The organism is Bacillus sp. GS3m_15504 (assembly GCF_055825275.1).
In genome coordinates this window covers 1-22307 of record NZ_JBVVNL010000001.1, presented here as the reverse complement: position 1 = coordinate 22307, position 22307 = coordinate 1, and the positions used below count along the sequence as shown (strand labels likewise).

Genomic DNA, 22307 nt, shown 5'->3' with positions numbered 1-22307 from the left:
TCTCCTCTATAAGTGTAACTTCATTCTTAACTGAAAAAAGCATCACTGCATAGTTTTTAGAAATCCCTTTACTATTGTATCAAACTTTTCCGGTTGTTCCACATGAATTGCATGGCCAGCACCATCAATTTTGACAAATTTCGCGTCAGAGACGCATTTTTCGATATTTTTTAATATGCGAAAGAACTTTTCATCATACTCTCCGTTCATTAAAAGAACAGGCATCTTTAAGTTTTGCAGCTCATTCCACCATGAAGGCTGAGCCCCTGTTCCCATGCCGCGCAAGCTATTTGCAAGTCCGTTTGAATTGTTAGCAAGTCGTTCTTTTCGCACTGCTTCTTGTACGTTTTGCGCTAAACTTTTTTGCGTTTCAAACAGCGGAATATTTTCCCACATTGTTACAAAACTTTCGATGCCTTCTCGCTCGATTTTATCGGCAAGTCGCTCATCTTTTTCACAGCGTTCTTTTCGCTCATCTTCCCTTTCAAGCCCAGCTGTACAATTTTCTAATAAAAGAGAACGTACATATTCCGGATATAGACATGCCATCGTAATCGCTAGTCTACCGCCCATTGAATAGCCAAGTATGTGCGCTTTTTCAATATGAAGGTAATCTAGCAGCTCTTTCATTTGCAATGCCGCATTTCGAATATCATAATGCGTCACATCTTCAGGGCTTTCTGTTTTTCCGTGCCCAACAATGTCTACTAAAATAACTTGAAATTGCTCGCTCCAAGAAGGAACGAATGAACGCCACGTTTCCATGCTTCCCGTAAAACCATGAAGAAGTAGAAGTGGCTCTCCGCTTCCGACTACTTCATATTCATACGATACACCTTGCAGCGTTACGTTCATTTTGATTCACCTTGCAACGATGTAGTAATTACGTCCTGTGTTTTTGCCCATAACGTACGGTGCAATGTTAAGTTTTCATCACGGTTCGTACAAATTTCCACAACGTGTAAACCTTCTGTCGTTACTCCCTTTTGTACTTCTTCACGGAATTGCTCCCAACCATTTACACGGCTAAATGAACCGCCATACATTGTAACAACATGCTCATAATCAAGCCCAATCGGTGTTCCAAATAACGATTCGAAATGTTCCTTTTTCTCATATTGCGGTAAGAATGAGAAAATACCACCACCGTCATTATTTACAACGACAATTGTTATATTTAATTCATGTAATTTTGCGGCTAATAATCCATTTAAATCGTGATAAAATGATAAATCACCGATTACTAATACGAGCGGATCGCAAATCATGCTCGCTCCTAAAGCTGTCGAAATGATTCCATCAATCCCATTTACACCACGGTTAGCCATCACTTGAATATTTTTATCCGATGTGAAAAAGAATGAATCTGTATCACGAATTGGCATACTATTACTCGCAAATAAAGTTGCCCCTTCTGGTAATACGCGGACAATATCCGTAATGACCCTTCCTTCAAACGCCGTATCATATGTTTCCATTTCACGAAGCGTTTCCTTCGTTTTTTCGTTTATATGTTGCCACATTCGGAACCAATCATTCTTTTTCATAACTGGCATTTTTTCTATTAGTGCACTGCAAAATGCAATATCACTTGCTTGAACAACTTCTGTTGCAACGAGAGCTGGATCTCTCCATTGTCCTGATTCGTCAACTACGATATGAACAGCTTTCGTTTGTTTTTTAATGAACTGCGTTAATGCTTTTGAAACAGGCATACCACCGAAGCGAATTAAAACGTCCGGCTTCCACGTTTCCTTTAACAGCTCATTTCGTAAAAATGTATCGTAACAGTCGATTACCATCGTTTTATCGTGGTGTCCGCTACGAATGTTAGAAAGTGGATCCGCTAATATTGGATATCCCGTTTTTTCAGCTAGTTGCGTTGCAAACGCTGCGATTTCTGAATGACTATCATCTCCACAAATAATAAGCCCCTTTTCCATATGTGAAAGGCGCCCTACAAGAGAATCTACATATTCACTCGGCATCACCGCGTTCCCTTGCTGAACTACTCCTGTATATTCTCCGCGTCCTTTATCCCATAAACTTTCTAATGAGAAGTCCGGGATAAGCGGTTCACGAACTGGAAAATTAAGATGAACAGGTCCTTGCGGCGCTAAACAAGCACTTGCTATCATGCGCTGCGTTGTCAAGCGAGCGTAATGATACATCGCTTCACTCGCTTCTGGAAGTGCCATCTCTGTAAATTGCTTCACAAACGTACCGTATAAATTAATTTGATTCATCGCTTGTGGTGCACCGACATCTCTTAATTCATGCGGTCTATCTGCCGTTAAGACGATAAGTGGCACTCGTGAATGAAAAGCTTCACATACAGCTGGGTAATAGTTCGCTGCTGCCGTTCCTGACGTACATAATAATGCAACCGGACGTTTTTTCGCTTTTGCGATACCGAGCGCAAAAAATCCTGCAGATCTTTCATCTACATGTAAATATGTGTTCATTCCTTCATGTTGTTCCATTAGTAGAGCAATCGGCGTTGACCGTGAGCCTGGACTAATGACAACATCACATACATTTAGACGCGTCAGTTCATCCACGAACGCGCCTAAATAATATGATAATGCTTCTATATGATTGTTCATTTCATTAATTCCTCCAAAGCACCAAGCATCGGTCTAAACTTTAAACTTGTTTCTTCATATTCAAGTTGTGGTACTGAATCAATTACAATTCCGCAACCGGCAAATAAAGATGCTTTCTCTCCATTTAATAATCCACAGCGAAGTGCAACCGCAAATTCACCATTTCCTTCATCATCTATCCAGCCAATCGGTGCACCATATAATCCTCTGTCTAACAATTCAACATCACGAATTAGTTTCATCGCTTCTAAACGAGGTGTCCCGCCAAGAGCTGGTGTTGGATGTAATTCTTCTACCATCGTTAAAAGACTCGCGTCACCTTTTGCCTCTACAGGCGTATATAAATGAATTAAGTTTTTCGTTGTTAATAGACCTGGACTTTCCGGAATATTAACGAATTCGCAGTGCTCATTTAATACCGACCTGATCATGTTCACAACATAACCGTGTTCAGCTAAATTCTTTTCATCATGAAGAAGCGCATTACTATTTCGCTTACTTTCTTCTATAGATTGACCATGACTAGTTGAACCCGCAAGACACATCGAAGTAAACTTCTCATCTTCTTTGCGAATTAACCTCTCTGGCGTCGCTCCTAAGAAGCATGCCCCTTTATAATCAAAAGAAAATACGTAACAATCCGGTTGCCCAATGCGGAGTGCTTCTAAAACAAGAGCAGAATCAATATGATGATCCATCTCTACTTTTAGCTCCCTCGCTAATACAACCTTCTGCACGTTCCCCTGCTTCATCTCATCTTGCACTTTCTCAATGGCCTTCATCCAGCCTTTCGGATCCACTTCTACTTTAGAAGTAACTGTTAATTTTGATCCTTCTAGTGCACATTTACTCTCCTCAAAAATTTTCTCTTCTAAAGAAACAATTTCGTTATAAAGAGTTTCTGCACAATCTGTTGCTGAAACGAATGTATTCATTGTTAACCATGCTTTTTCATTTTTTACAGTTAATAAAAATGCTGGTAGTGAAAATGTCGTATCATCAAATTCTTTCCATAAATCTGTTTTCTCTTTTTCTTGGTCAAATGAAAATCCACCAAATAAAAGAGGACCTGTTCCAAACTCGTATTTTTCCCTTTGTACAAATGCTTTCTCTTTTACTTTATCCCACTCGTCACGAGCAGTTTGAAAGCGTTTGTGAGAAGCAGTTGCTATAGTGAAAACAGAGCCAATTCCAGCAAATATTACATGCTGCGCTGGGTCTGCAAAATAACATCTATTTTCGAATGAGATCCTTTTTCCTGCTGCATAAAACAGAAGCGGATCCATCCAGTCTATTTGTTTTACGAAGCTCACCAATATTTTTTCATCAGTTGCACGCTTAATGGCCGCACTTAGAACTTCTTGCAAGCCTATTTGTTTCGTTTGAATCACAATTGTCTCCCCCCTATGGGCGAAAAATAGTCATAATTACGCTTGATTTTAAGATACACCTCAAACGAAAGGCCTGTCAACGTTTAGCATTTCTGAGAAATTCACCTTCTCTTCCTAGAAAATAAACGTTGACACTAAATGATGCTTTTTCTACACTTAGTTGTGTACAATATGTGACCAAAGGAGGATTCAACATGGAAATGAACGTCGAAACGAATTCCTCTCCTACGGCGCCAAAGCCAAGTAAGCAAACAGGCTGGCGCATTTGGTGGAGTTTACTACGTCCCCATACATTAACAGCAGCTTTCGTTCCTGTTTTCATCGGAACAGCCTATGCAATGCAGGTCGGAGGTATAAATCAAATACATCTCCCTCTTTTCCTTATAATGCTTCTTGCTTGTCTTCTCATTCAGGCAGCAACAAACATGTTTAATGAATACTTTGATTATAAAAGAGGACTTGATCACGAAGGTTCAGTCGGTATCGGCGGCGCTATCGTTCGCGATGGCATTCAGCCAAAAACAGTGCTTAACTTAGCATTTGGATTTTTCGGCATCGCAATACTATTAGGTGTTTATATTTGTATGAATTCTAGCTGGTGGCTTGCTGCAATCGGTCTTGTTTGTATGGCCGTTGCTTACCTTTATACAGGCGGTCCACTTCCAATTGCATATACACCATTTGGAGAGTTAACAGCCGGATTATTTATGGGTGTCATTATTATTGGGATTTCATTCTTTATTCAAACTGGAACTGTAACATCAGAAGTCGTGTTACTATCTATTCCAAGCTCGATTTTAATTGGTGCCATTTTACTAGCTAATAACATCCGTGACTTAGATGGCGATAAAGAAAATGGTCGTAAAACGTTAGCCATTCTCGTTGGACGTGAAAGAGCCGTTGGTGTACTTGCTTCTATGTTCATCGTTTCCTACATTTGGACAATTGCTTTAATTATCGTGGGCATCGTATCACCATGGATGCTTATCGTATTTTTAAGTGCACCGAAAGCATTTAAAGCGACGAAAGGCTTTATCGGCAAAAGCATTCCAATGGAAATGGTACCTGCAATGATAGCAACAGCAAAAACAAATACAATCTTCGGTCTCCTTATGGGAATCGGATTATTACTTGGATATTTCCTTTAAAAGGAGCTGCTAATGCGGCTCCTTTTTCATATACCAATTTCAGCTCATAATTCCTACTCGCAACGCTCATACTATGTAAAGAAACTGAATTGTAGGAAGGTGGACGACTATGTTAACTCCACAACAAATAAATCAATTTAAATCCGTTTTAGAAAAACAAAAACAAGAACTAGAGCAAACGATACAAACACATGAAAATGAAGATCGTGCATCTGAACGCGAATCTGTTGGAGAATTGTCTAGCTATGACAATCACCCCGCTGATATGGCTACTGAATTATATGAGCGTCAAAAGGACTTCGGACTTATTGAGCTTTGGCATAAACAGCTAGAAGATACGAAACATGCCCTGCAAAAAATAGAAGCGGGTACGTACGGCATTTGCGAAGTGTCTGGCGAAGAAATTCCATTTGAAAGATTAGAAGCAATGCCGACTGCTACAACATGCATACAGCACACGACAAACAAATTAAATATGGAAACGCGACCAGTTGAGGAAGAAGTATTATCCCCTTCTTTTCATAAGCACGATGAAGATCATTCTGTTGAGTACGATGCAGAAGATGCGTGGCAAGATGTTGCCAATTATGGAACGTCTGAAACGCCGTCTGATTTAGAAAGACAAGATTCAAAAAACTACAATGGCATGTACGTAAATAGCGAAGAGAATGTAGGCTACGTAGAGGATTTTGAAAACTTTATCGGTACAGATATGTATGGGAAAAATCCGCAAGTTTTCGCTACGGAAGAGCATGAAGAATATGAACAAATGCTTGATGACTTTGAAGAGCGTACGTTTAAGGGCGAATTATCTTCAAATGAGTCGAGTTCCAAAGAATAAAAAAAAGCATTCCGAAAATCGGAATGCTTTTTATCGCTAGCTAATTAGTTTTTTGTAACGTTAGCAGCTTGTGGTCCACGGTTACCTTCAACGATTTCGAAAGAAACTTCTTGACCTTCTTCTAAAGTTTTGAATCCGTCACCTTGGATAGCTGAGAAGTGAACGAATACATCGTCTCCACCTTCAACTTCGATGAAACCGAAACCTTTTTCGCTGTTAAACCATTTAACTTTACCTGTTTGCATGTCATGTACCTCCTAAATAAAAATGAAACTATGAATCCACATGAAAAGGTGGATATAAAGGACATGAATGTATAACAAGCTTACAGCCTTTAATTCAACGTGCTTTATTTCCGTACCACATTATGTAGCTCAATAGTGACTTCACTATATCACGCTATATCAAAAACGTCAAATGAGAACACTTTCATTCCATCATTTTTTTATAATTTTAATATAATGTTGAATTTCCATATTCATATTTTATTGGAAAATTAACAAAACTATAGTGTTCTAATTCTAATAATTTCTGTACAATATAATTACTACATATTTATGAGGTGAAAAGAATGCAAGCACATGAAATCGAGTATAAATTATACGGCGATGATATGCAGTTTGTTGAAATTGAGTTAGACCCAGAAGAAAGCGTTATCGCAGAAGCTGGCGCAATGATGATGATGGAAGATTACATCGAAATGGAAACAATCTTCGGGGATGGTTCTGGACCATCTGGAGGTTTATTCGGAAAGTTAATGGGCGCTGGTAAACGTCTCGTTACAGGTGAAAGCATGTTTATGACTGTATTCACAAATACAGGTCACGGCAAACGTCACGTATCCTTTGCTGCTCCTTATCCAGGTAAAATTATTCCTGTAGATTTAACAGAATATCAAGGGAAAGTAGTTTGTCAAAAAGATGCGTTTCTTTGTGCCGCAAAAGGCGTTTCTATCGGCATTGAGTTTACGAAAAAAATAGGAACTGGTTTCTTCGGTGGTGAAGGTTTCATCATGCAAAAACTTGAAGGTGATGGACTTGCTTTCATGCACGCAGGCGGAACTGTATACAAACGTGAATTAAAGCCTGGCGAAAAACTTCGCATTGATACAGGTTGTCTCGTTGCCATGACAAAAGACGTTAATTACGATGTCGAGTTCGTTGGAAAAGTAAAAACAGCTCTATTTGGCGGCGAAGGTTTATTCTTCGCAACGTTAGAAGGCCCTGGAACAGTTTGGATCCAGTCCTTAACACTTAGCCGCTTATCAGCACGCCTGACAAGCCCAGCTGCTCAAGGCAGTGGTGAAGGTAGCGTTTTAGGTGGACTTGGTCGTTTATTAGATGGGAAAGAGTAAAAAGGGCCCTTATGGGGCGCTTTTTATTTTGGTAAACTATACTTTTACTCTTTTCCCTCACGTAACTAAATGTATACGCCTCATTTTCAAAACTCTCCAAAAGAATGAATCAAGTCCCTCACTGCATATATTGAACTATACCTTTTCTTAAGGAGGCTCCCTTAATGCGTACTCCTTTATCCTTTGATAAAGATACTGCCATACTGTTAGCTTCTTGTTGTGAGTTAACATATGAACAATATAAACAAAATGGGATTTTTGAAATACCAAATGGTTTTCAATATGTACAAGGCTTTCAAGGAAAAACCATTCAAACGACAGAATGGTTCGGATTCATATTAGAATCTGAGGATACGATTATTGTAGCTTTTCGCGGGACACAAACAGATACAGACTGGATTATCGATTCACTCGTTAACCAAAAACCATACCCATATGCTTTAAATAGCGGAAATGTCCATAACGGCTTTCTTTCCATTTATGAGTCTTGCCGGGATTCTATTATGGATATGCTCGTATCACTACCAGCCCATAAAAAACTTCTTGCAACAGGTCATAGCTTAGGCGGCGCGCTTGCCACACTACATATACTTGATGCGCGTATCAACACCGCCTTCGCACAGTACGGTCTTTATACATTTGCCTCCCCAAAAGTGGGCGATATTGCATTTCGTAATTATTATAAACTACAAGTAGCTAGTAGCTTTCGCTTTGTTAATTTATTTGATGTCGTTCCTCTTCTCCCTCCGCGCAATGTCCATTTTAATGAACAAGACTGGGAATATGCACACGTTCATCACAACATGACTTTTACAAAAAACACAAAATCTATTGCAAATAATCATGCCATGACAACATACAAAACATGTCTGACTTCTCATTTTTAACCAGTAAACAATTGGAAATTAAATATCCTTATACTATAATAATATATGAAGTTATTTTTGGATGAGGGGACCTTACATGCTAAAATTTATCTTTGCACTTTTTCTCATTGTAATTTTTTCGTTTACGGGTTTCTTTACATTTTCATACTTTGCGACAGGAGAATATGATGGAACAGGTATCATATATACTGCTATCCCATTTCTTTCTTAAGCAAAAAAAGAAAACCGAGCTTAATGAGATTAAGCTCGGTTTATTTATTAATTTCAATTTTTTTCGGTAAATCGATATATCTTAAAAATCGCCGATATAAATTTCATATAGCCTTTTCCGGCCTAGCAATCTCTTTAAATTTGTGTAACTGTATTACCAATACCCCAAATCTCATTACTATACTGTAAAATCGTTCGATCGCTCGCAAAATGACCAGATTGTGCAATGTTTAAAATCGACATTTCTAGCCACTTCGTTCGGTTTTCATAAGCTCTACCAACAGCTTCTTGCCTTTCCGCATATGGACCAAAATCTCGCAGAACGAAATACTCATCATTTTGAATAACGAGAGAATCGTAAATTGCTTCAAATTCAGCTCCCGACTGTGCAAAGAAACCATTCGTTAACTGATCTACTACCTTTTTAATGTGCCCATTGTGGTGATAATAATCACTTGCACGATATCCACCATTTTGATAGTAATGAAGAACTTCTTCGGCCGTTAAACCGAAAATGAAACAGTTATCATCACCGACTCTATCTTTTATTTCAATATTCGCTCCGTCTAACGTGCCGAGCGTAATCGCACCATTCATCATAAATTTCATATTCCCTGTTCCGGATGCTTCTTTACTCGCTGTTGAAATTTGTTCACTGACATCGGCCGCTGGGAATATATCTTCCGCTAAAGACACTCGATAGTTTTCTAGAAAGATAACTTTCATATACTGGCTTACATACGGATCATTATTCACTTTCCTTGCGAGTTCATTAATTAATTTAATAATCTTTTTCGCATAGTAATAGCCAGGTGATGCTTTCGCTCCAAAGATAAAAGTACGCGGATAAAATGTAAAACTAGCATCCTCTTTCAAACGGTTATACAAATATAAAATATGAAGAACGTTTAACAATTGTCGTTTGTAAGCATGTAGTCTTTTTACTTGCACATCAAAAATAGAATTAGGATCAATTGTAATCCCCATTGTATTATGAATACGCTCCGCTAAAATCTCTTTACGCTCTTGTTTTACCTCTGCAAATTTCTCTTGGAAACTCGCATCGTATTGAACTAATTGTAACTCTTGAAGCTTAATCGGTTCTTTCTTCCACTCTGTTCCAATCGCCTCTGAAATAAGGTTTGTCAGCTGCGGATTCGCCTTCATTAACCAGCGTCTATGAGCGATTCCATTCGTTTTATTATTAAACTTATCTGGATAAAACTCATAAAACAATCGCATTTCACGTTGCTTCAAAATTTCCGTATGAATTTTTGCTACACCGTTTACGCTATGGCTACCGACAATTGCCAAATGAGCCATTTTCACAAGATCATGCGCAATAATCGCCATCTCTTCAATACGATGCCATTCATACGGATAACGTTCCCAAAGCTCATGACAGAAACGTTCATTAATCTCTTCAATAATCATATAAATTCTCGGTAATAACGGTTTAAAAATGTGAATTGGCCACTTCTCAAGTGCTTCTGATAACGTCGTATGATTCGTATAAGAAATCGTTTGCGTTGTTATATGCCAAGCCTCTTCCCATGCTAGTTTTTCTTCATCTAATAAAATACGCATTAGTTCTGGAATCGCCAAAACTGGATGTGTATCATTAATATGAATCGCAATTTTTTCATGTAATTGACGAAGGTCACCATATCTTTCTCTATGCAAACGAACAATATTTTGCAAGCTTGCTGATACGAGGAAATACTGTTGTTTCAAACGAAGTATTTTCCCCTCATCATGCGTATCATCTGGATATAAAAACTCCGATACCGCCTCTGTTTCACGCTTATATTTCAAAATATCTTTGCAATTTTGCGGGAAAGGAACTGGTTCCGCATTCCAAAGTCTAAGTGTATTTACAGTACTCGTCTCATAACCTACTACTGGAACATCATATGGTACTGCCATAATTACTTCTGCATTCGTATGCCTGAATTCTAAACGTCCATCAATGTAGAGCGGTTCAACATTGCCAAAATAACTTACCTCTACAGCTTGATCATGCCTTCTTACTTCCCATACGTTTTCATGAAGAAGCCACTGTTCTGGAAATTCAACTTGATAACCATCAACAATTTTTTGATCAAATAAGCCGTGTTTGTAACGAATTCCACATCCATGACCTGGTAAATCTAAAGATGCAAGTGAATCAAGGAAACAGGCTGCTAATCTTCCAAGGCCACCATTTCCAAGACCCGCATCTGCTTCCACCTCTTCTAACTGCTGCAAAGAAATTCCAAGCTCAGAAAGTCCTTGCTCACATACATCCCTGATACCTAAATTTAATATGTTACTTCCAAGCAAACGCCCAAGTAAAAACTCAATGGATAAGTAATACATTTGCTTTCGCTCTCCAGATCGATAACTTTCGTTCGTTGCAATCCATTGACTATTCATATACTCACGTACCATGTACCCAAGCGTGTTGTATTGATCACGAGTTGTAGAGTCTTTGAAACTTTTACCATACATCGTTTCTAACTTTTCTAGAAAAGCTGATTTGAAACTTTCAACATGAGTAAACATTTCTTCACCACCTACATGTTATTCCATGAGACCTTTATACAATTTCTTATAAGCAAGAGCTGATTTCTCCCAGCTATAATCTTCAGTCATCGCTTGTTTTACAAGCCTATCCCATACCGGTTTATCATGATAAAATTCAATTGCACGAAGAACCGTGTGCAACATATCATGTGCATTGAAGTTCGTGAAACTGAAACCATTTCCTTCTCCAGTTTCTTCATCATAAGATTGTACCGTATCATTTAATCCGCCTGTTTCCCTTACAATTGGAATCGTACCATACGCTAATGCGATAAGTTGTCCAAGGCCACACGGCTCAAACAGTGATGGCATTAAGAATAAATCACTTCCCGCATACACTTGGTGAGCTAACTCCTCATTAAAGCCGATATACACTTTTACCTTCTCAGGATACTCATATGCCATCCACTCAAAGAATTGTTCATATTCAGAATCACCTGATCCTAAAATAATACATTGTACATCTTCTTCCATTATTTCTCGGAATACAGTACGTACTAAATCAAGACCTTTTTGCTTCGTTAATCTCGTTACCATTGAAATAATTGGTGTATCTTCTTTTTCTGGCAAACCAAAATAACGCTGCAACGCGCGTTTATTTTCATTCTTTTCATATAATGAATCTGCATCATACTGCGCAGTAATATACGAATCCGTTTCTGGATTGTACACGCTCGTATCAATTCCATTTACAATGCCGCTAAGCTTATCATTATATTTTCGCAGTAATCCATCTAACTTCTCACCGAAAAATTCATATTGAATTTCTTCTTTGTACGTCGGGCTAACCGCTGTAATTTGATCAGAAGCGATAATGCCCCCCTTCATAAAGTTCACATTTCCATAAAACTCTAACTGCTCACTATGAAAATATTCATCACCAAGTTCTAACAAGTCGTACATCACTTCAGGAGGAAATACACCTTGGAACTGCAAATTATGAATTGTATATACCGTTTTAATATGCTCATATAACGGGTTATCTTGATACTTTTCACGCAGTAAGAAATTCACCATAGCTGTATGCCAATCATGACTATGAAGAACATCCACTTCGAAATCAAGATGCGGAATACACTCTAATACTGCTTTCGAGAAATAAGAAAAACGCTCTCCGTCATCATAATGGCCATACAGAGAATCTCTCTTAAAATAATATTCATTATCTATTAAGTAATACGTAATCCCGTCTTGCTCACCTTTTAAAATTCCACAATATTGATTTCTCCAGCCAAGCGGGACGTTAATTACTTTATGTAGCGTACATCCATCCCTTAATTTTTGCGGAATAAGACTATAATTCGGGAGTATAATGCGAACTTCCACACCTAATTTTTTTAGCTCTTTTGGGAGCGCACCTGCTACATCAGCTAATCCTCCAGATTTCACAAACGGTACACATTCTGATACTGCAAATAAAATATTCACTTGTTGTCCCACTGCACGAAAAGCTTCTACTACTTCCCTTGCAGCTTCCTCCCTTCGAGTTTTCATTTAAATTAAAACTTTAATCAGTGGAGGAAAGACCCCCACTGATTTCTTAAGAATAACTATTAATCGTACTGTTTTGAACGCTTCCTTTTTCTACAACGTATGGCTCATCGGCGTTTCCTTTTAAGACAACACCGTCACCAATTTTCACGTCTTTATCAATAATAACACCGTCTATTATACAGTTATCTCCAATTTGGCTCTTTTGCATAATAATGCTATTACGAACAATTGAACCTTTCCCAATTTTAACAGAACGGGAGACAACACTATTTTCTACTTCACCTTCGATAATACTGCCGTTTGCAATCATTGTATTTTTCACAGCTGCACCCTTTACATAACGAGTTGGTGGTTCATCTTTTACTTTCGTAAAGATTGGTGCTTCTTTCTTAAATACTTGCTTCCAAATAGCAGGTTGCAAAATTTCTAAGCTATGTTTATAGTAGCTTTCAATCGAATCAATAATAGCTACATATTCTGTATGCTCATACGTAGCAATATGCAGTGATTTCCCCCGCTTTTCTCTCACTACATCGAATAAGCTATATTGCTCCATATCTTTATATGCCTCAAATAAGTCTAACAATAATTGTTTCTTTAACACGTATGTTTGAAGCGAAACCCCTTCATGGCAAACTTCCGTAATATCAGCTGCCGTATGTATATGTCGCTCTAACACTGCTTGAAAATTTAATGCTGTTACGAGATGGCTATTCGTAATAACGACGTACTCTTCTCTGCTTCTTAGAAAATAATCAATATGTCTTCTAAAATGTGCAAAAGATCCAAATTCATCTTGGTCACATTGGCAATTTGGGGGGAATAAAAACAGTCCGTCTCGTTTTCTATCTAAATCCCACTGTTTGCCTGAACCAACGTGGTCCATTAGTGAACGGTTTTTATGGCTTGTAAAAACTGCCACACTATGAATATTAGAATTCACCATATTTGAAAGCATGAAATCAATGAGTCGATAACGGCCCCCAAACGGTAACGCCGCTAGTGAACGATGCCCTGTTACTTTCTTTAAGGAAGGAAAACTTCCCGTTGCATTAATAATCCCTAACATTTTTTCTCCCATTCATTTCATCCCCCTTTTCTATTTCCCTTCAGCAATAAGTACTACATCGTCAACATTCTTTTCTGGACGAATAATTGTTCCATCTTCAATAACCATTTCCGATCCAACAATCGCTCTTTCAATTACAACATTTTTTCCAATCTTCGCCCCTGGCATAACGACAGAATCAATAACCATACTACCTTCTTCCACCGTCACCCCTTGGAATAAGACAGAATGCTTCACATCCCCTTCAATGACGCATCCTTCGTTAATAAGTGATTCTTCTACTTTTGCCTTTTCCGCAATATATTGAGGCGGTTCGTTTGGATTAACAGAATAAATACGCCAGTCACGGTCGTTTAAATTCAGCGATGTTTCATCGCGGAGTAAATCCATATTCGCTTCCCATAAGCTCTTCACTGTACCAACATCTTTCCAATATCCTTCAAACGGATACGCCATTAGCTTCTTCCCTTCATCTAATAAAAGCGGAAGTACATCTTTTCCGAAATCATTACTAGATTCAGGGTTTCTTGCATCCATTTCTAAATACTCTTTCAAAATTGCCCAGTTAAAAATGTAGATTCCCATTGATGCAAGATTACTTCTTGGAAATTGCGGTTTCTCCTCAAATTCAACAATCTCCATCTCTTCGTTCGTATTCATAATGCCAAAGCGACTCGCCTCATCCCAAGGCACTTCAATAACAGAAATCGAAACATCCGCTTCTTTCTCAATATGGTAATCTAGCATTTTACTGTAATCCATTTTATAAATATGGTCGCCTGATAAAATGAGAACATACTCTGGCTCATATTGACTTAAATAGTTTAAGTTTTGATAAATGGCACTTGCCGTACCTGTGTACCACTTCACACCTGAAGACTCCGCATAAGGAGGTAATACTGTGACTCCACCGCTTACTCGGTCTAAATCCCACGCATTGCCAATTCCGATATAATTATGAAGTTCTAGCGGTTGATATTGCGTTAAAATCCCAACCGTTTCAATACCAGAATTCGCGCAGTTACTTAGCGTAAAATCAATAATGCGATATTTACCACCAAATGGAACAGCTGGCTTGGCTAAATTTTTTGTTAATGCACTTAATCGACTACCTTTTCCCCCTGCTAGTAACATTGCTACGCACTTTTGTTTTTGAGCCATCTTGTTTTTTGCTCCCCTTTCTCGTCTTCACTGGTCGTAATATGGATACGCCAAATGGTGGAATTGTAATTTCTACATGTGCTGTTTGATTATGATACGGTTCTTGAATCGTCTTAAGACGTTTCTTATTTACTTGCCCTGATCCGCCATATTGCTCAGCATCACTGTTTAAAACCTCGTTATAATACTCGAAATCTGGTACACCTACTTTATAGTTTTCATATGTAGCTTTCGTAAAATTACATACGACAACTAACGCATCTTCTTGTTTATCCCCTTGGCGGATAAAAGAGAAAATACTTTGCTCATTATTATTAGCATCAATCCACTGAAATCCTTCACGCGAATGATCAAGCTGCCAAAGTGGTTTAGAGCGCTTATACAATGCTATGAGCTCTTTAAAGTAATCATGCATATAACGATGCATTTCAAAATCATGTAAATTCCAATCTAAATCTTCAAGGTCTTTCCACTCATCAAACTGCCCGAATTCTCCTCCCATGAAAAGTAATTTCTTTCCTGGGTGAGTAAAGAAATATCCATATAATAAACGAAGTTGAGCAAACTTATCCCAGTAGTCTCCTGGCATTTTATTTAATAACGACTTTTTCCCATGAACGACTTCATCATGAGAAAGCGGTAATATGAAATTTTCAGAGTAAGCATATAGTAAAGAGAACGTCATTTTATCATGAATATATTTTCTGTACTCTGGCGCACATTCCATATATTTCAGCACGTCATTCATCCAGCCCATATTCCATTTGTAATTGAATCCAAGCCCACCTTCATACGTTGGAGCTGTTACAAGTGGCCAAGCTGTTGAATCCTCTGCTGTCATAAGAAAATCTTCATCCTCTGCAAACACCGCTTCATTTAACTCTCGTAAAAAGGAAACAGCGTGCTCATTACTTTGCTCTTGTCCTTCTTTATTCCAGTACAGCATGTTCGCAACTGCATCCACCCTGAAACCATCAATATGGAAATATCGCATCCAAAATAACGCATTTGAAATTAAGAAATTACGTACTTCCCTCTTTCCTAAATCAAAGTTAACAGTTCCCCATACTGGATTTTCTTGCACATCTTTATCTTTATATTCATAAGTCGGTGTCCCATCAAACAAATATAAACCGTGAGCATCTTTACAAAAATGCCCCGGCACCCAATCTAAAATGACACCGATTCCATATTTATGACATTCATCGACAAAATGCATCAAACCATGTGGCGTGCCGAATCTACTCGTTGCTGCATAATATCCCGTCCCTTGATATCCCCAAGAACGATCATATGGATGCTCAACAAGCGGCATAATTTCAATATGTGTAAATTGATGTTCCACCACATAAGGAATGAGTTCTTCTGCCATTTCTCTGTAAGAATACAGTGTTCCATCTTCTTTCTTTTTCCAAGAACCGAAATGTAATTCATAAACTGTCATCGCTTCTTTATAAACCGATTTTTTCTTTTTCTTACGGCTCCAGTTTTTATCATTCCATTCATATCCCTTTATATCAAAAACTACAGATGCCGTATTCGGTCTTACTTCTGCATACACAGCATACGGATCTGCCTTAAAAATGACATCACCAGCCATCGTTTCAATCGCATATTTATATATTTCTCTTTCTTCTATATGCGGTATAAATAGGGACCAAATTCCCTCTTCTGTCACTTGCAGCATCTTATGTTGCTCATAATCCCATTCATTAAAATCTCCAACAACACTCATTGCTTTCGCATGAGGAGCCCATACTGTAAATCGTACACCTCGCATCTCATCTTCCGTCACAATATGTGCGCCAAAGATGTTATAACTTTCATAGTACTTTTCGGTATGAAACTCATCTCGTTTCACTTCTTCACAATTTATTACACTCAATATGCTCACCTCACTAAGATGACAGAATTTTTTATACTTTACCAATTCTGCGAAAAACTGAAATATCCTTGTTAATTTATAAAAAATATACGTTTTTTTCTTAAAAATGTTTAATTTTTTTCACATTTCTATATAAAATATCGAATTTTGACGAATATTCATTGAAAACGCTTTATTTTCTATTAGTCCTTCACCTTACTATTTATTTCTCAACCTCTATTTTATTCACTTTATTTTCTTTTTCACGTTATTTACTACTTAAAATCGTAACAAAATAATCTTTCATAAAAAATATTTCTCAACATTTCTCACCACAATTTTATTGAAATGCGAAATTCTTAAGTAGATATTTTAGTTCTCAATAAAGAATGTTAAATTTTAGTAAATATAACTCATACTAAAATACTGTGTTTACTCTATCTATATCCAAAACGAAAATTAGATAAAAAATTAAATTAAGGTTCTTATGCCAGTAAAACAAAAAATTAGAGATGGAAATTGGTACGGCAACGGCTCAGCTTATCACTTACATTCGGTGGTTTATTCGCTTATTTCAGTGATTCCAAAACATCGAGTAACTCATTTCAAGCTGTCTAACAACAAAATTAGATACTGAAAGCTACTTGGTCACTATTATTATGTAAGACCTGACGAAAACCTTGCAGGTAATGTAAATGGTGATACAGATATTCGCTTCGTTAAAAAGAACTTCTTGAAAAAAGGTCCAGATGCATCTAAATCACAAACAGCTGCTGAAAAATCAAAAAGCGGTACACTGGCAGATATTTTAAAGAAATTGGGATTAACGCCTAAAAAATAATAATAAAGAGCACTCTATATAAAGTAGAGTGCTCTTTTCTATAAACGACCCTGATCCAGCAAAAGGGGTATATTGGGGATATACAAGGGAAACCGGAAAAGGAATTTATATGAAATTATATAAATTCAGAGGTAGGAAGCAGTTTCCCGCCTCTGAACTATTTAGCAATTATTATAGTACTGGTGCCATTGTTTCTTTTAATACTTTTACAGAATGAGCGAATTTCGCTTTTTCTTCTTCATTTAACTCAAGCTCTACGATTTCACGTACACCTTCACGGTTAATGACAGCTGGAACACCTACGTAGGCATCTTTCTCACCGTATTGACCTTCAAGGTATGCAGATACAGTTAATACGCTGTTCTCGTTGTTTAAAATTGCTTTAGTTACACGAAGTAGTGACATACCGATTCCGTAGTAAGTTGCACCTTTACGCTCGATAATATGGTAAGCTGCATCACGTACGTTTTCGAAAATTTTATCTAAGTCTTCTTGTTTGTACTGTTCGTTGTTAGCTAAAATTGTTTCTAGTTTTTGTACACCGATAGTAGCGTGGCTCCATACTGGAAGTTCAGTGTCACCGTGTTCACCAACGATGTAAGCATGAACGTTACGTGGATCTACATCTAAGTAGTCACCTAACATATAACGGAAACGAGCAGAGTCTAAAGTAGTACCAGAACCGATTACGCGCTCTTTTGGTAGACCAGATTCTTTCCAAGTTACGTAAGTTAAAATATCAACTGGGTTAGTTGCGATTAAGAAGATTCCATCAAATCCGCTATCCATAATACCGCGAACGATTTGTTTAAAGATCTTTGTATTTTTCTCAACTAAGTCTAAGCGAGTCTCACCTGGCTTTTGTGGTAATCCAGCAGTGATAACTACTAAATCTGCATCTTTACAATCTGCATAGCTACCGCTCCAAACTTTTGTTGGTGATGGAGAGAATGGTACCGCATGGCTTAAGTCCATTGCTTCCCCTTCTGCTTTTGCTTCATTAACATCTACTAATACGAATTCTTCAGCTACACCTTGGTTGATCATTGAGTAAGCGTAACTACAACCTACAGCTCCTGTTCCTACTAATACTACACGATTGATACCTTTTTTCATGGTAATTTCCCCTCTCTATTGTTCACATATATTTTTTATGATTGTTTAAGTAATTAATTAAAATACTAATTTAATGTTGTTTAACTTCTTTACACTCATATTGTAGCACGTATTATTGTGAATTACTTCACAAATTATGACCTATTTGTGAACTTTTTCACATAGAGTGTAAAGTTATTGGATCAGGTATGGAATCCATTTCAATGGAGGCGTTTTCTTTAGATTGTGAAAGGGTTTTTCTATGGTTTTTGTCGGTAAGTGAAATTATATCGGCGATTTTTAGAATATATCTACCGTAACTCAAATTATATCAACGATTATTGAAATTTATCGACTGTAACTCAAATTATATCAGCGATTTTTGCAATATATCGACTTACCGACAAAACTCGACAATAATAACAGCATAAAAAACGCCATCCTTTCTGTATATTTCTACAAAAGAATAGCGTTTTTTAATTATATGGATACAAACTTATCTTAGCTGGATAGTGATATTTTTTCCATACACGTCAAGTTAACATACCATCACTTATTAACATTCAATAGACATGGAAACCTAGCCAAGCTCTTCAATTATTGTAGCAATACAGTCGTTTTCAAATCTTCAGCACCTCCATTTTTTAATATATCATTTAGACCACTAAGATACGCGGGCTCAATTGTTAAGGATCTTGGAGGATTATCCATCGGCGGAAGAGCTAAAACAATATGGTGTCCATATAGTCCCGTACTACCAACTTGCAAGCTGACTCCTTCGTAGATTTTTCCTTTATCATCAGTGACAGTATAATCAAGTGCTGGCCAGCTATCATTAGCTTCCATTTCTTTCGGATAATCAAAGGTCAAATCAATCCTCGTTGAAAGTGAAGAAAAGGTTATTTGATCTACTGTTAATGCGTACAGATTATCTTTCGTCAATGTTTTTATATTAGGAATGAATTTACGAATCTCACCTTCAACTTTTGTAAGAGGAAATGCTACATTCCATGTTCCTGTTTTTCCAAATAAATCTTTCCCATGTACGGAAACATCAATTTTATCACCAAATTCACCATAATTAGCCAGAGTGAATTCATGCTGCTCAATAATGGTGTTTCCTTCTTTTGACTTCTGTGAAGTAGAAGCAATTGCAGCTTTGACTTCTTTTCCATTGATGGTTACATAACTAAATCCAGGTTTCTCTTCATTGGTATTTGAAATAGTATTTGCTCCTTTGTATTCCACCGTGATCACTAAACGTCCACCATCGTAAACAGCTTCTTTTACCTTCATCGTTAAACCACTATGGTTATCTTGTCTCTCAATTGATGTAGCAAGCTCATCCTTTTCAATTTTATGAGAAGCAATATCCTTAAATTGTGCATAAATCGGGCCTATAACTGGAACACTCGATAATGTCTTTGCCATAGTAGGAGAAATGAATCCAAAACCTAAGAGAGAAACACATATTCCACAAGCAACAAGACTAGAATACTTGATTGTTTTTGTTCTACGGTATTGATTCTTCTTAGCTTGAAGAATGGCTGTTTTTTCTCTTTGAATTAACCTGTCTTCTGGTATAGGAATATCATTGATATGGTAATTAAATTCTTCTTTATTCATAACTATATCCCTCCTTTAAAATGGGGCGTAAAGCTTGCTTCGCTCGATGTAATTGAGATTTTACCGTTCCTTCTGGAGAATTAAGAACCTCAGCAATTTCCTTAATAGATAAATCGTGATAATACCTTAATAAAATAATAGTTTTGTAAGTAGGATCTAAGAAATTAAATGCCTCGGTTAAATCCAATGATTGTTCTAATTTATTCATGCTCTCTTCTGTACATAAATTGGTGAATATTTCATCATCCACAACAAATTGTCTAGAGGATTTTCTTACAAAATCAATGGATTTAAAAACAAGAATTTTGGTAATCCAACTTTGAAATTTCTCGGGATTTTTTAATTTTTTCAATGAAAGATACGCTTCATAAATTGTTTCTTGGTATATATCCAGTGCATCTTGTTCATTTCTTACATAAGAATAGGCTGTTCGATATAATTTCGGACGAACAAAAGTAATGAGTTGTTCAAATGCTTGATCATTTCCTCTTGTTGCTTGTTTTACTAGATAGGATATGTCCATTTTTATGTCTTCCTCCCTTTACTAATATAGTCGAATGAGAGAATAAAAAGGTTGCAAAAATAAGTGCATATACATAAATCTTCTACAATTTATTGCAATGATTAATACTCAGCATTAAAAAAAGACACCAGAAATCCAGATAGAAATATTAGTTAGACGATCTAAATAGAAAAAAGTATACAAGAAATCCATAAAAAAAGCAGACTATTCAAAGTCCACTTTTACACAACAAAAAAGAGATAGCAGATTATGCTATCTCTTTTAGTATGACCCGTACGGGATTCGAACCCGTGTTACCGCCGTGAAAGGGCGGTGTCTTAACCACTTGACCAACGGGCCAATTACTGGCAGAGAAGAAGGGATTCGAACCCTCGCACCGCGTTCGCGATCTACTCCCTTAGCAGGGGAGCCCCTTGAGCCACTTGGGTACTTCTCTATAAATATGGCTCCGCAGGTAGGACTCGAACCTACGACCGATCGGTTAACAGCCGATAGCTCTACCACTGAGCTACTGCGGAACAATTATGGTGGGCCTAAATGGACTCGAACCATCGACCTCACGCTTATCAGGCGTGCGCTCTAACCAGCTGAGCTATAGGCCCATAATTGAAAAGCGGGTGAAGAGAATCGAACTCTCGACCAGAGCTTGGAAGGCTCTTGTTTTACCACTAAACTACACCCGCATTAAATTGTAAATGGTGAGCCATGAAGGACTCGAACCTTCGACCCTCTGATTAAAAGTCAGATGCTCTACCAACTGAGCTAATGGCTCATTTTGAAAGTGGTGCCGGCTAGAGGACTTGAACCCCCAACCTACTGATTACAAGTCAGTTGCTCTACCAATTGAGCTAAGCCGGCTTGCGACTTCAAAATGGTGGCTCGGGACGGAATCGAACCGCCGACACGAGGATTTTCAGTCCTCTGCTCTACCGACTGAGCTACCGAGCCTTTATGTAAAAATGGCGGTCCCGACCGGGGTCGAACCGGCGATCTCCTGCGTGACAGGCAGGCATGTTAACCACTACACCACGGGACCTTGGTTGCGGGGACAGGATTTGAACCTGCGACCTTCGGGTTATGAGCCCGACGAGCTACCAGACTGCTCCACCCCGCGACGATAAAATATTTAATTAAGAAAAAATGGAGGAGGTAGAGGGATTCGAACCCCCGCGCGACTCTCGCCGCCTGTCGGTTTTCAAGACCGATCCCTTCAGCCGAACTTGGGTATACCTCCGAGATATAAACTTCTAATGGTGGACCTTGTAGGACTCGAACCTACGACCGGACGGTTATGAGCCGTCTGCTCTAACCAGCTGAGCTAAAGGTCCTTTATGGTAGCGGCGGAGGGGATCGAACCCCCGACCTCACGGGTATGAACCGTACGCTCTAGCCAGCTGAGCTACACCGCCATAAATGATATTGAAATAAGTGGAGCCTAGCGGGATCGAACCGCTGACCTCCTGCGTGCAAGGCAGGCGCTCTCCCAGCTGAGCTAAGGCCCCATGTTTTTGGGAATATCGGGAAGACAGGATTTGAACCTGCGACCCCCTGGTCCCAAACCAGGTGCTCTACCAAGCTGAGCCACTTCCCGTTAATAAAAGCGCGCCCGAGAGGAGTCGAACCCCTAACCTC

General features: G+C 38.2%; 17 protein-coding genes, 15 tRNA genes and 2 pseudogenes. 7 read left to right on the top strand and 27 right to left on the bottom strand.

What is annotated here, in order from left to right; all coding sequences use genetic code 11:
* Window positions 1-42 precede the first annotated feature (42 nt).
* From menH to AC0L0O_RS00160, 3 genes are read right to left on the bottom strand one after another with little or no spacing between them, the layout of a single operon-like run.
* Window positions 43-855: a 2-succinyl-6-hydroxy-2,4-cyclohexadiene-1-carboxylate synthase gene (menH, locus tag AC0L0O_RS00170; protein WP_001103368.1), complete on the bottom strand. Its 813-nt coding sequence runs from the start codon at window positions 853-855 to the stop codon at window positions 43-45.
* Window positions 852-2606 (bottom strand): 2-succinyl-5-enolpyruvyl-6-hydroxy-3-cyclohexene-1-carboxylic-acid synthase, encoded by a 1755-nt coding sequence (gene menD / locus AC0L0O_RS00165; RefSeq protein ID WP_001059242.1) that lies wholly within the window; start codon window positions 2604-2606, stop codon window positions 852-854. Before menD ends, menH begins: the two co-directional genes overlap by 4 nt.
* A complete protein-coding gene (locus AC0L0O_RS00160) occupies window positions 2603-3997 on the bottom strand; it encodes an isochorismate synthase (protein WP_283729390.1) in 1395 nt (464 codons plus the stop codon). Before AC0L0O_RS00160 ends, menD begins: the two co-directional genes overlap by 4 nt.
* A 194-nt stretch (window positions 3998-4191) precedes the next feature.
* Here AC0L0O_RS00160 and AC0L0O_RS00155 point away from each other — a divergent pair, with 194 nt between their 5' ends.
* Both AC0L0O_RS00155 and AC0L0O_RS00150 read left to right on the top strand, forming a co-directional pair.
* Window positions 4192-5145, top strand: a complete 954-nt coding sequence (locus AC0L0O_RS00155) for a 1,4-dihydroxy-2-naphthoate polyprenyltransferase (protein WP_000425747.1) — start codon at window positions 4192-4194, stop codon at window positions 5143-5145.
* Window positions 5146-5254: 109 nt separating this feature from the next.
* Window positions 5255-5986: a yteA family sporulation protein gene (locus tag AC0L0O_RS00150; RefSeq protein ID WP_000957385.1), complete on the top strand. Its 732-nt coding sequence runs from the start codon at window positions 5255-5257 to the stop codon at window positions 5984-5986.
* 44 nt (window positions 5987-6030) lie between these two features.
* On the opposite strand, the gene cspD is transcribed toward AC0L0O_RS00150, so the two are convergent.
* Entirely contained in the window at window positions 6031-6231 is a 201-nt protein-coding gene (gene cspD / locus AC0L0O_RS00145; RefSeq protein WP_001193054.1) for a cold-shock protein CspD, read from the bottom strand.
* A 326-nt stretch (window positions 6232-6557) separates the two neighbouring features.
* On the opposite strand from cspD, the gene AC0L0O_RS00140 reads away from it, so the two are divergent.
* The 3 genes from AC0L0O_RS00140 (at window position 6558) to AC0L0O_RS00130 (ending at window position 8438) form a co-directional block, all read left to right on the top strand.
* The gene (locus AC0L0O_RS00140) at window positions 6558-7340 is read left to right on the top strand and encodes a TIGR00266 family protein (protein WP_001147838.1); all 783 of its coding nucleotides are present in this window, start codon (window positions 6558-6560) and stop codon (window positions 7338-7340) included.
* Between the two features lie 164 nt (window positions 7341-7504).
* Window positions 7505-8227, top strand: a complete 723-nt coding sequence (locus AC0L0O_RS00135; RefSeq protein WP_001260128.1) for a lipase family protein — start codon at window positions 7505-7507, stop codon at window positions 8225-8227.
* Window positions 8228-8303: 76 nt separating this feature from the next.
* Window positions 8304-8438, top strand: a complete 135-nt coding sequence (locus AC0L0O_RS00130) for a hypothetical protein (protein WP_000911067.1) — start codon at window positions 8304-8306, stop codon at window positions 8436-8438.
* 134 nt (window positions 8439-8572) lie between these two features.
* On the opposite strand, the gene glgP is transcribed toward AC0L0O_RS00130, so the two are convergent.
* The 5 genes from glgP to glgB form a co-directional block, all read right to left on the bottom strand.
* Window positions 8573-10981 carry a glycogen phosphorylase gene (gene glgP / locus AC0L0O_RS00125; RefSeq protein WP_000494082.1) on the bottom strand — a complete coding sequence of 803 codons (2409 nt, stop codon included), beginning with the start codon at window positions 10979-10981 and terminating at the stop codon, window positions 8573-8575.
* A gap of 18 nt (window positions 10982-10999) precedes the next feature.
* On the bottom strand, window positions 11000-12430 hold the full coding sequence (glgA, locus tag AC0L0O_RS00120; protein WP_033704342.1) for a glycogen synthase GlgA: 1431 nt from the start codon (window positions 12428-12430) through the stop codon (window positions 11000-11002).
* A gap of 112 nt (window positions 12431-12542) precedes the next feature.
* Window positions 12543-13577, bottom strand: a complete 1035-nt coding sequence (gene glgD, locus AC0L0O_RS00115; RefSeq protein WP_000504154.1) for a glucose-1-phosphate adenylyltransferase subunit GlgD — start codon at window positions 13575-13577, stop codon at window positions 12543-12545.
* An 18-nt stretch (window positions 13578-13595) separates the two neighbouring features.
* A complete protein-coding gene (gene glgC, locus AC0L0O_RS00110; protein WP_000057611.1) occupies window positions 13596-14726 on the bottom strand; it encodes a glucose-1-phosphate adenylyltransferase in 1131 nt (376 codons plus the stop codon).
* Window positions 14674-16611 (bottom strand): 1,4-alpha-glucan branching protein GlgB, encoded by a 1938-nt coding sequence (gene glgB / locus AC0L0O_RS00105; RefSeq protein ID WP_473785595.1) that lies wholly within the window; start codon window positions 16609-16611, stop codon window positions 14674-14676. Before glgB ends, glgC begins: the two co-directional genes overlap by 53 nt.
* A 466-nt stretch (window positions 16612-17077) precedes the next feature.
* On the opposite strand from glgB, the pseudogene AC0L0O_RS00100 reads away from it, so the two are divergent.
* Both AC0L0O_RS00100 and AC0L0O_RS00095 read left to right on the top strand, forming a co-directional pair.
* Window positions 17078-17202 (top strand): annotated as a pseudogene (locus AC0L0O_RS00100) (TasA family protein); the annotation flags it as partial.
* A gap of 25 nt (window positions 17203-17227) precedes the next feature.
* Window positions 17228-17431 (top strand): annotated as a pseudogene (locus tag AC0L0O_RS00095) (dockerin type I domain-containing protein); the annotation flags it as partial.
* 171 nt (window positions 17432-17602) lie between these two features.
* Here the strand turns inward: AC0L0O_RS00095 and AC0L0O_RS00090 are convergent.
* From AC0L0O_RS00090 to AC0L0O_RS00005, 18 genes are all read right to left on the bottom strand, one after another.
* Window positions 17603-18547: an L-lactate dehydrogenase gene (locus AC0L0O_RS00090; RefSeq protein ID WP_000715339.1), complete on the bottom strand. Its 945-nt coding sequence runs from the start codon at window positions 18545-18547 to the stop codon at window positions 17603-17605.
* Window positions 18548-19123: 576 nt separating this feature from the next.
* A complete protein-coding gene (locus AC0L0O_RS00085; RefSeq protein ID WP_001030881.1) occupies window positions 19124-20152 on the bottom strand; it encodes a DUF4179 domain-containing protein in 1029 nt (342 codons plus the stop codon).
* Complete coding sequence (locus AC0L0O_RS00080; RefSeq protein WP_001982820.1) at window positions 20145-20675, bottom strand: sigma-70 family RNA polymerase sigma factor; 531 nt, start codon at window positions 20673-20675, stop codon at window positions 20145-20147. Before AC0L0O_RS00080 ends, AC0L0O_RS00085 begins: the two co-directional genes overlap by 8 nt.
* A 267-nt stretch (window positions 20676-20942) precedes the next feature.
* A tRNA-Glu gene (locus tag AC0L0O_RS00075) sits at window positions 20943-21014 on the bottom strand.
* Window positions 21015-21020: 6 nt separating this feature from the next.
* A tRNA-Ser gene (locus tag AC0L0O_RS00070) sits at window positions 21021-21111 on the bottom strand.
* Between the two features lie 7 nt (window positions 21112-21118).
* A tRNA-Asn gene (locus AC0L0O_RS00065) sits at window positions 21119-21193 on the bottom strand.
* Window positions 21194-21200: 7 nt separating this feature from the next.
* A tRNA-Ile gene (locus tag AC0L0O_RS00060) sits at window positions 21201-21277 on the bottom strand.
* Window positions 21278-21287: 10 nt separating this feature from the next.
* Window positions 21288-21358 (bottom strand) — tRNA-Gly (locus tag AC0L0O_RS00055).
* A gap of 13 nt (window positions 21359-21371) precedes the next feature.
* Window positions 21372-21447, bottom strand: a tRNA-Lys gene (locus AC0L0O_RS00050).
* 10 nt (window positions 21448-21457) lie between these two features.
* Window positions 21458-21533: transfer RNA gene (locus tag AC0L0O_RS00045), tRNA-Thr, on the bottom strand.
* Window positions 21534-21547: 14 nt separating this feature from the next.
* Window positions 21548-21623 (bottom strand) — tRNA-Phe (locus AC0L0O_RS00040).
* A gap of 12 nt (window positions 21624-21635) precedes the next feature.
* Window positions 21636-21711, bottom strand: a tRNA-Asp gene (locus tag AC0L0O_RS00035).
* 1 nt (window position 21712) lies between these two features.
* Window positions 21713-21789: transfer RNA gene (locus tag AC0L0O_RS00030), tRNA-Met, on the bottom strand.
* Between the two features lie 27 nt (window positions 21790-21816).
* Window positions 21817-21909 (bottom strand) — tRNA-Ser (locus AC0L0O_RS00025).
* A 17-nt stretch (window positions 21910-21926) separates the two neighbouring features.
* Window positions 21927-22003: transfer RNA gene (locus AC0L0O_RS00020), tRNA-Ile, on the bottom strand.
* A gap of 4 nt (window positions 22004-22007) precedes the next feature.
* A tRNA-Met gene (locus AC0L0O_RS00015) sits at window positions 22008-22084 on the bottom strand.
* A 20-nt stretch (window positions 22085-22104) separates the two neighbouring features.
* Window positions 22105-22177, bottom strand: a tRNA-Ala gene (locus AC0L0O_RS00010).
* A gap of 15 nt (window positions 22178-22192) precedes the next feature.
* Window positions 22193-22266 (bottom strand) — tRNA-Pro (locus AC0L0O_RS00005).
* Window positions 22267-22307 lie beyond the last annotated feature (41 nt).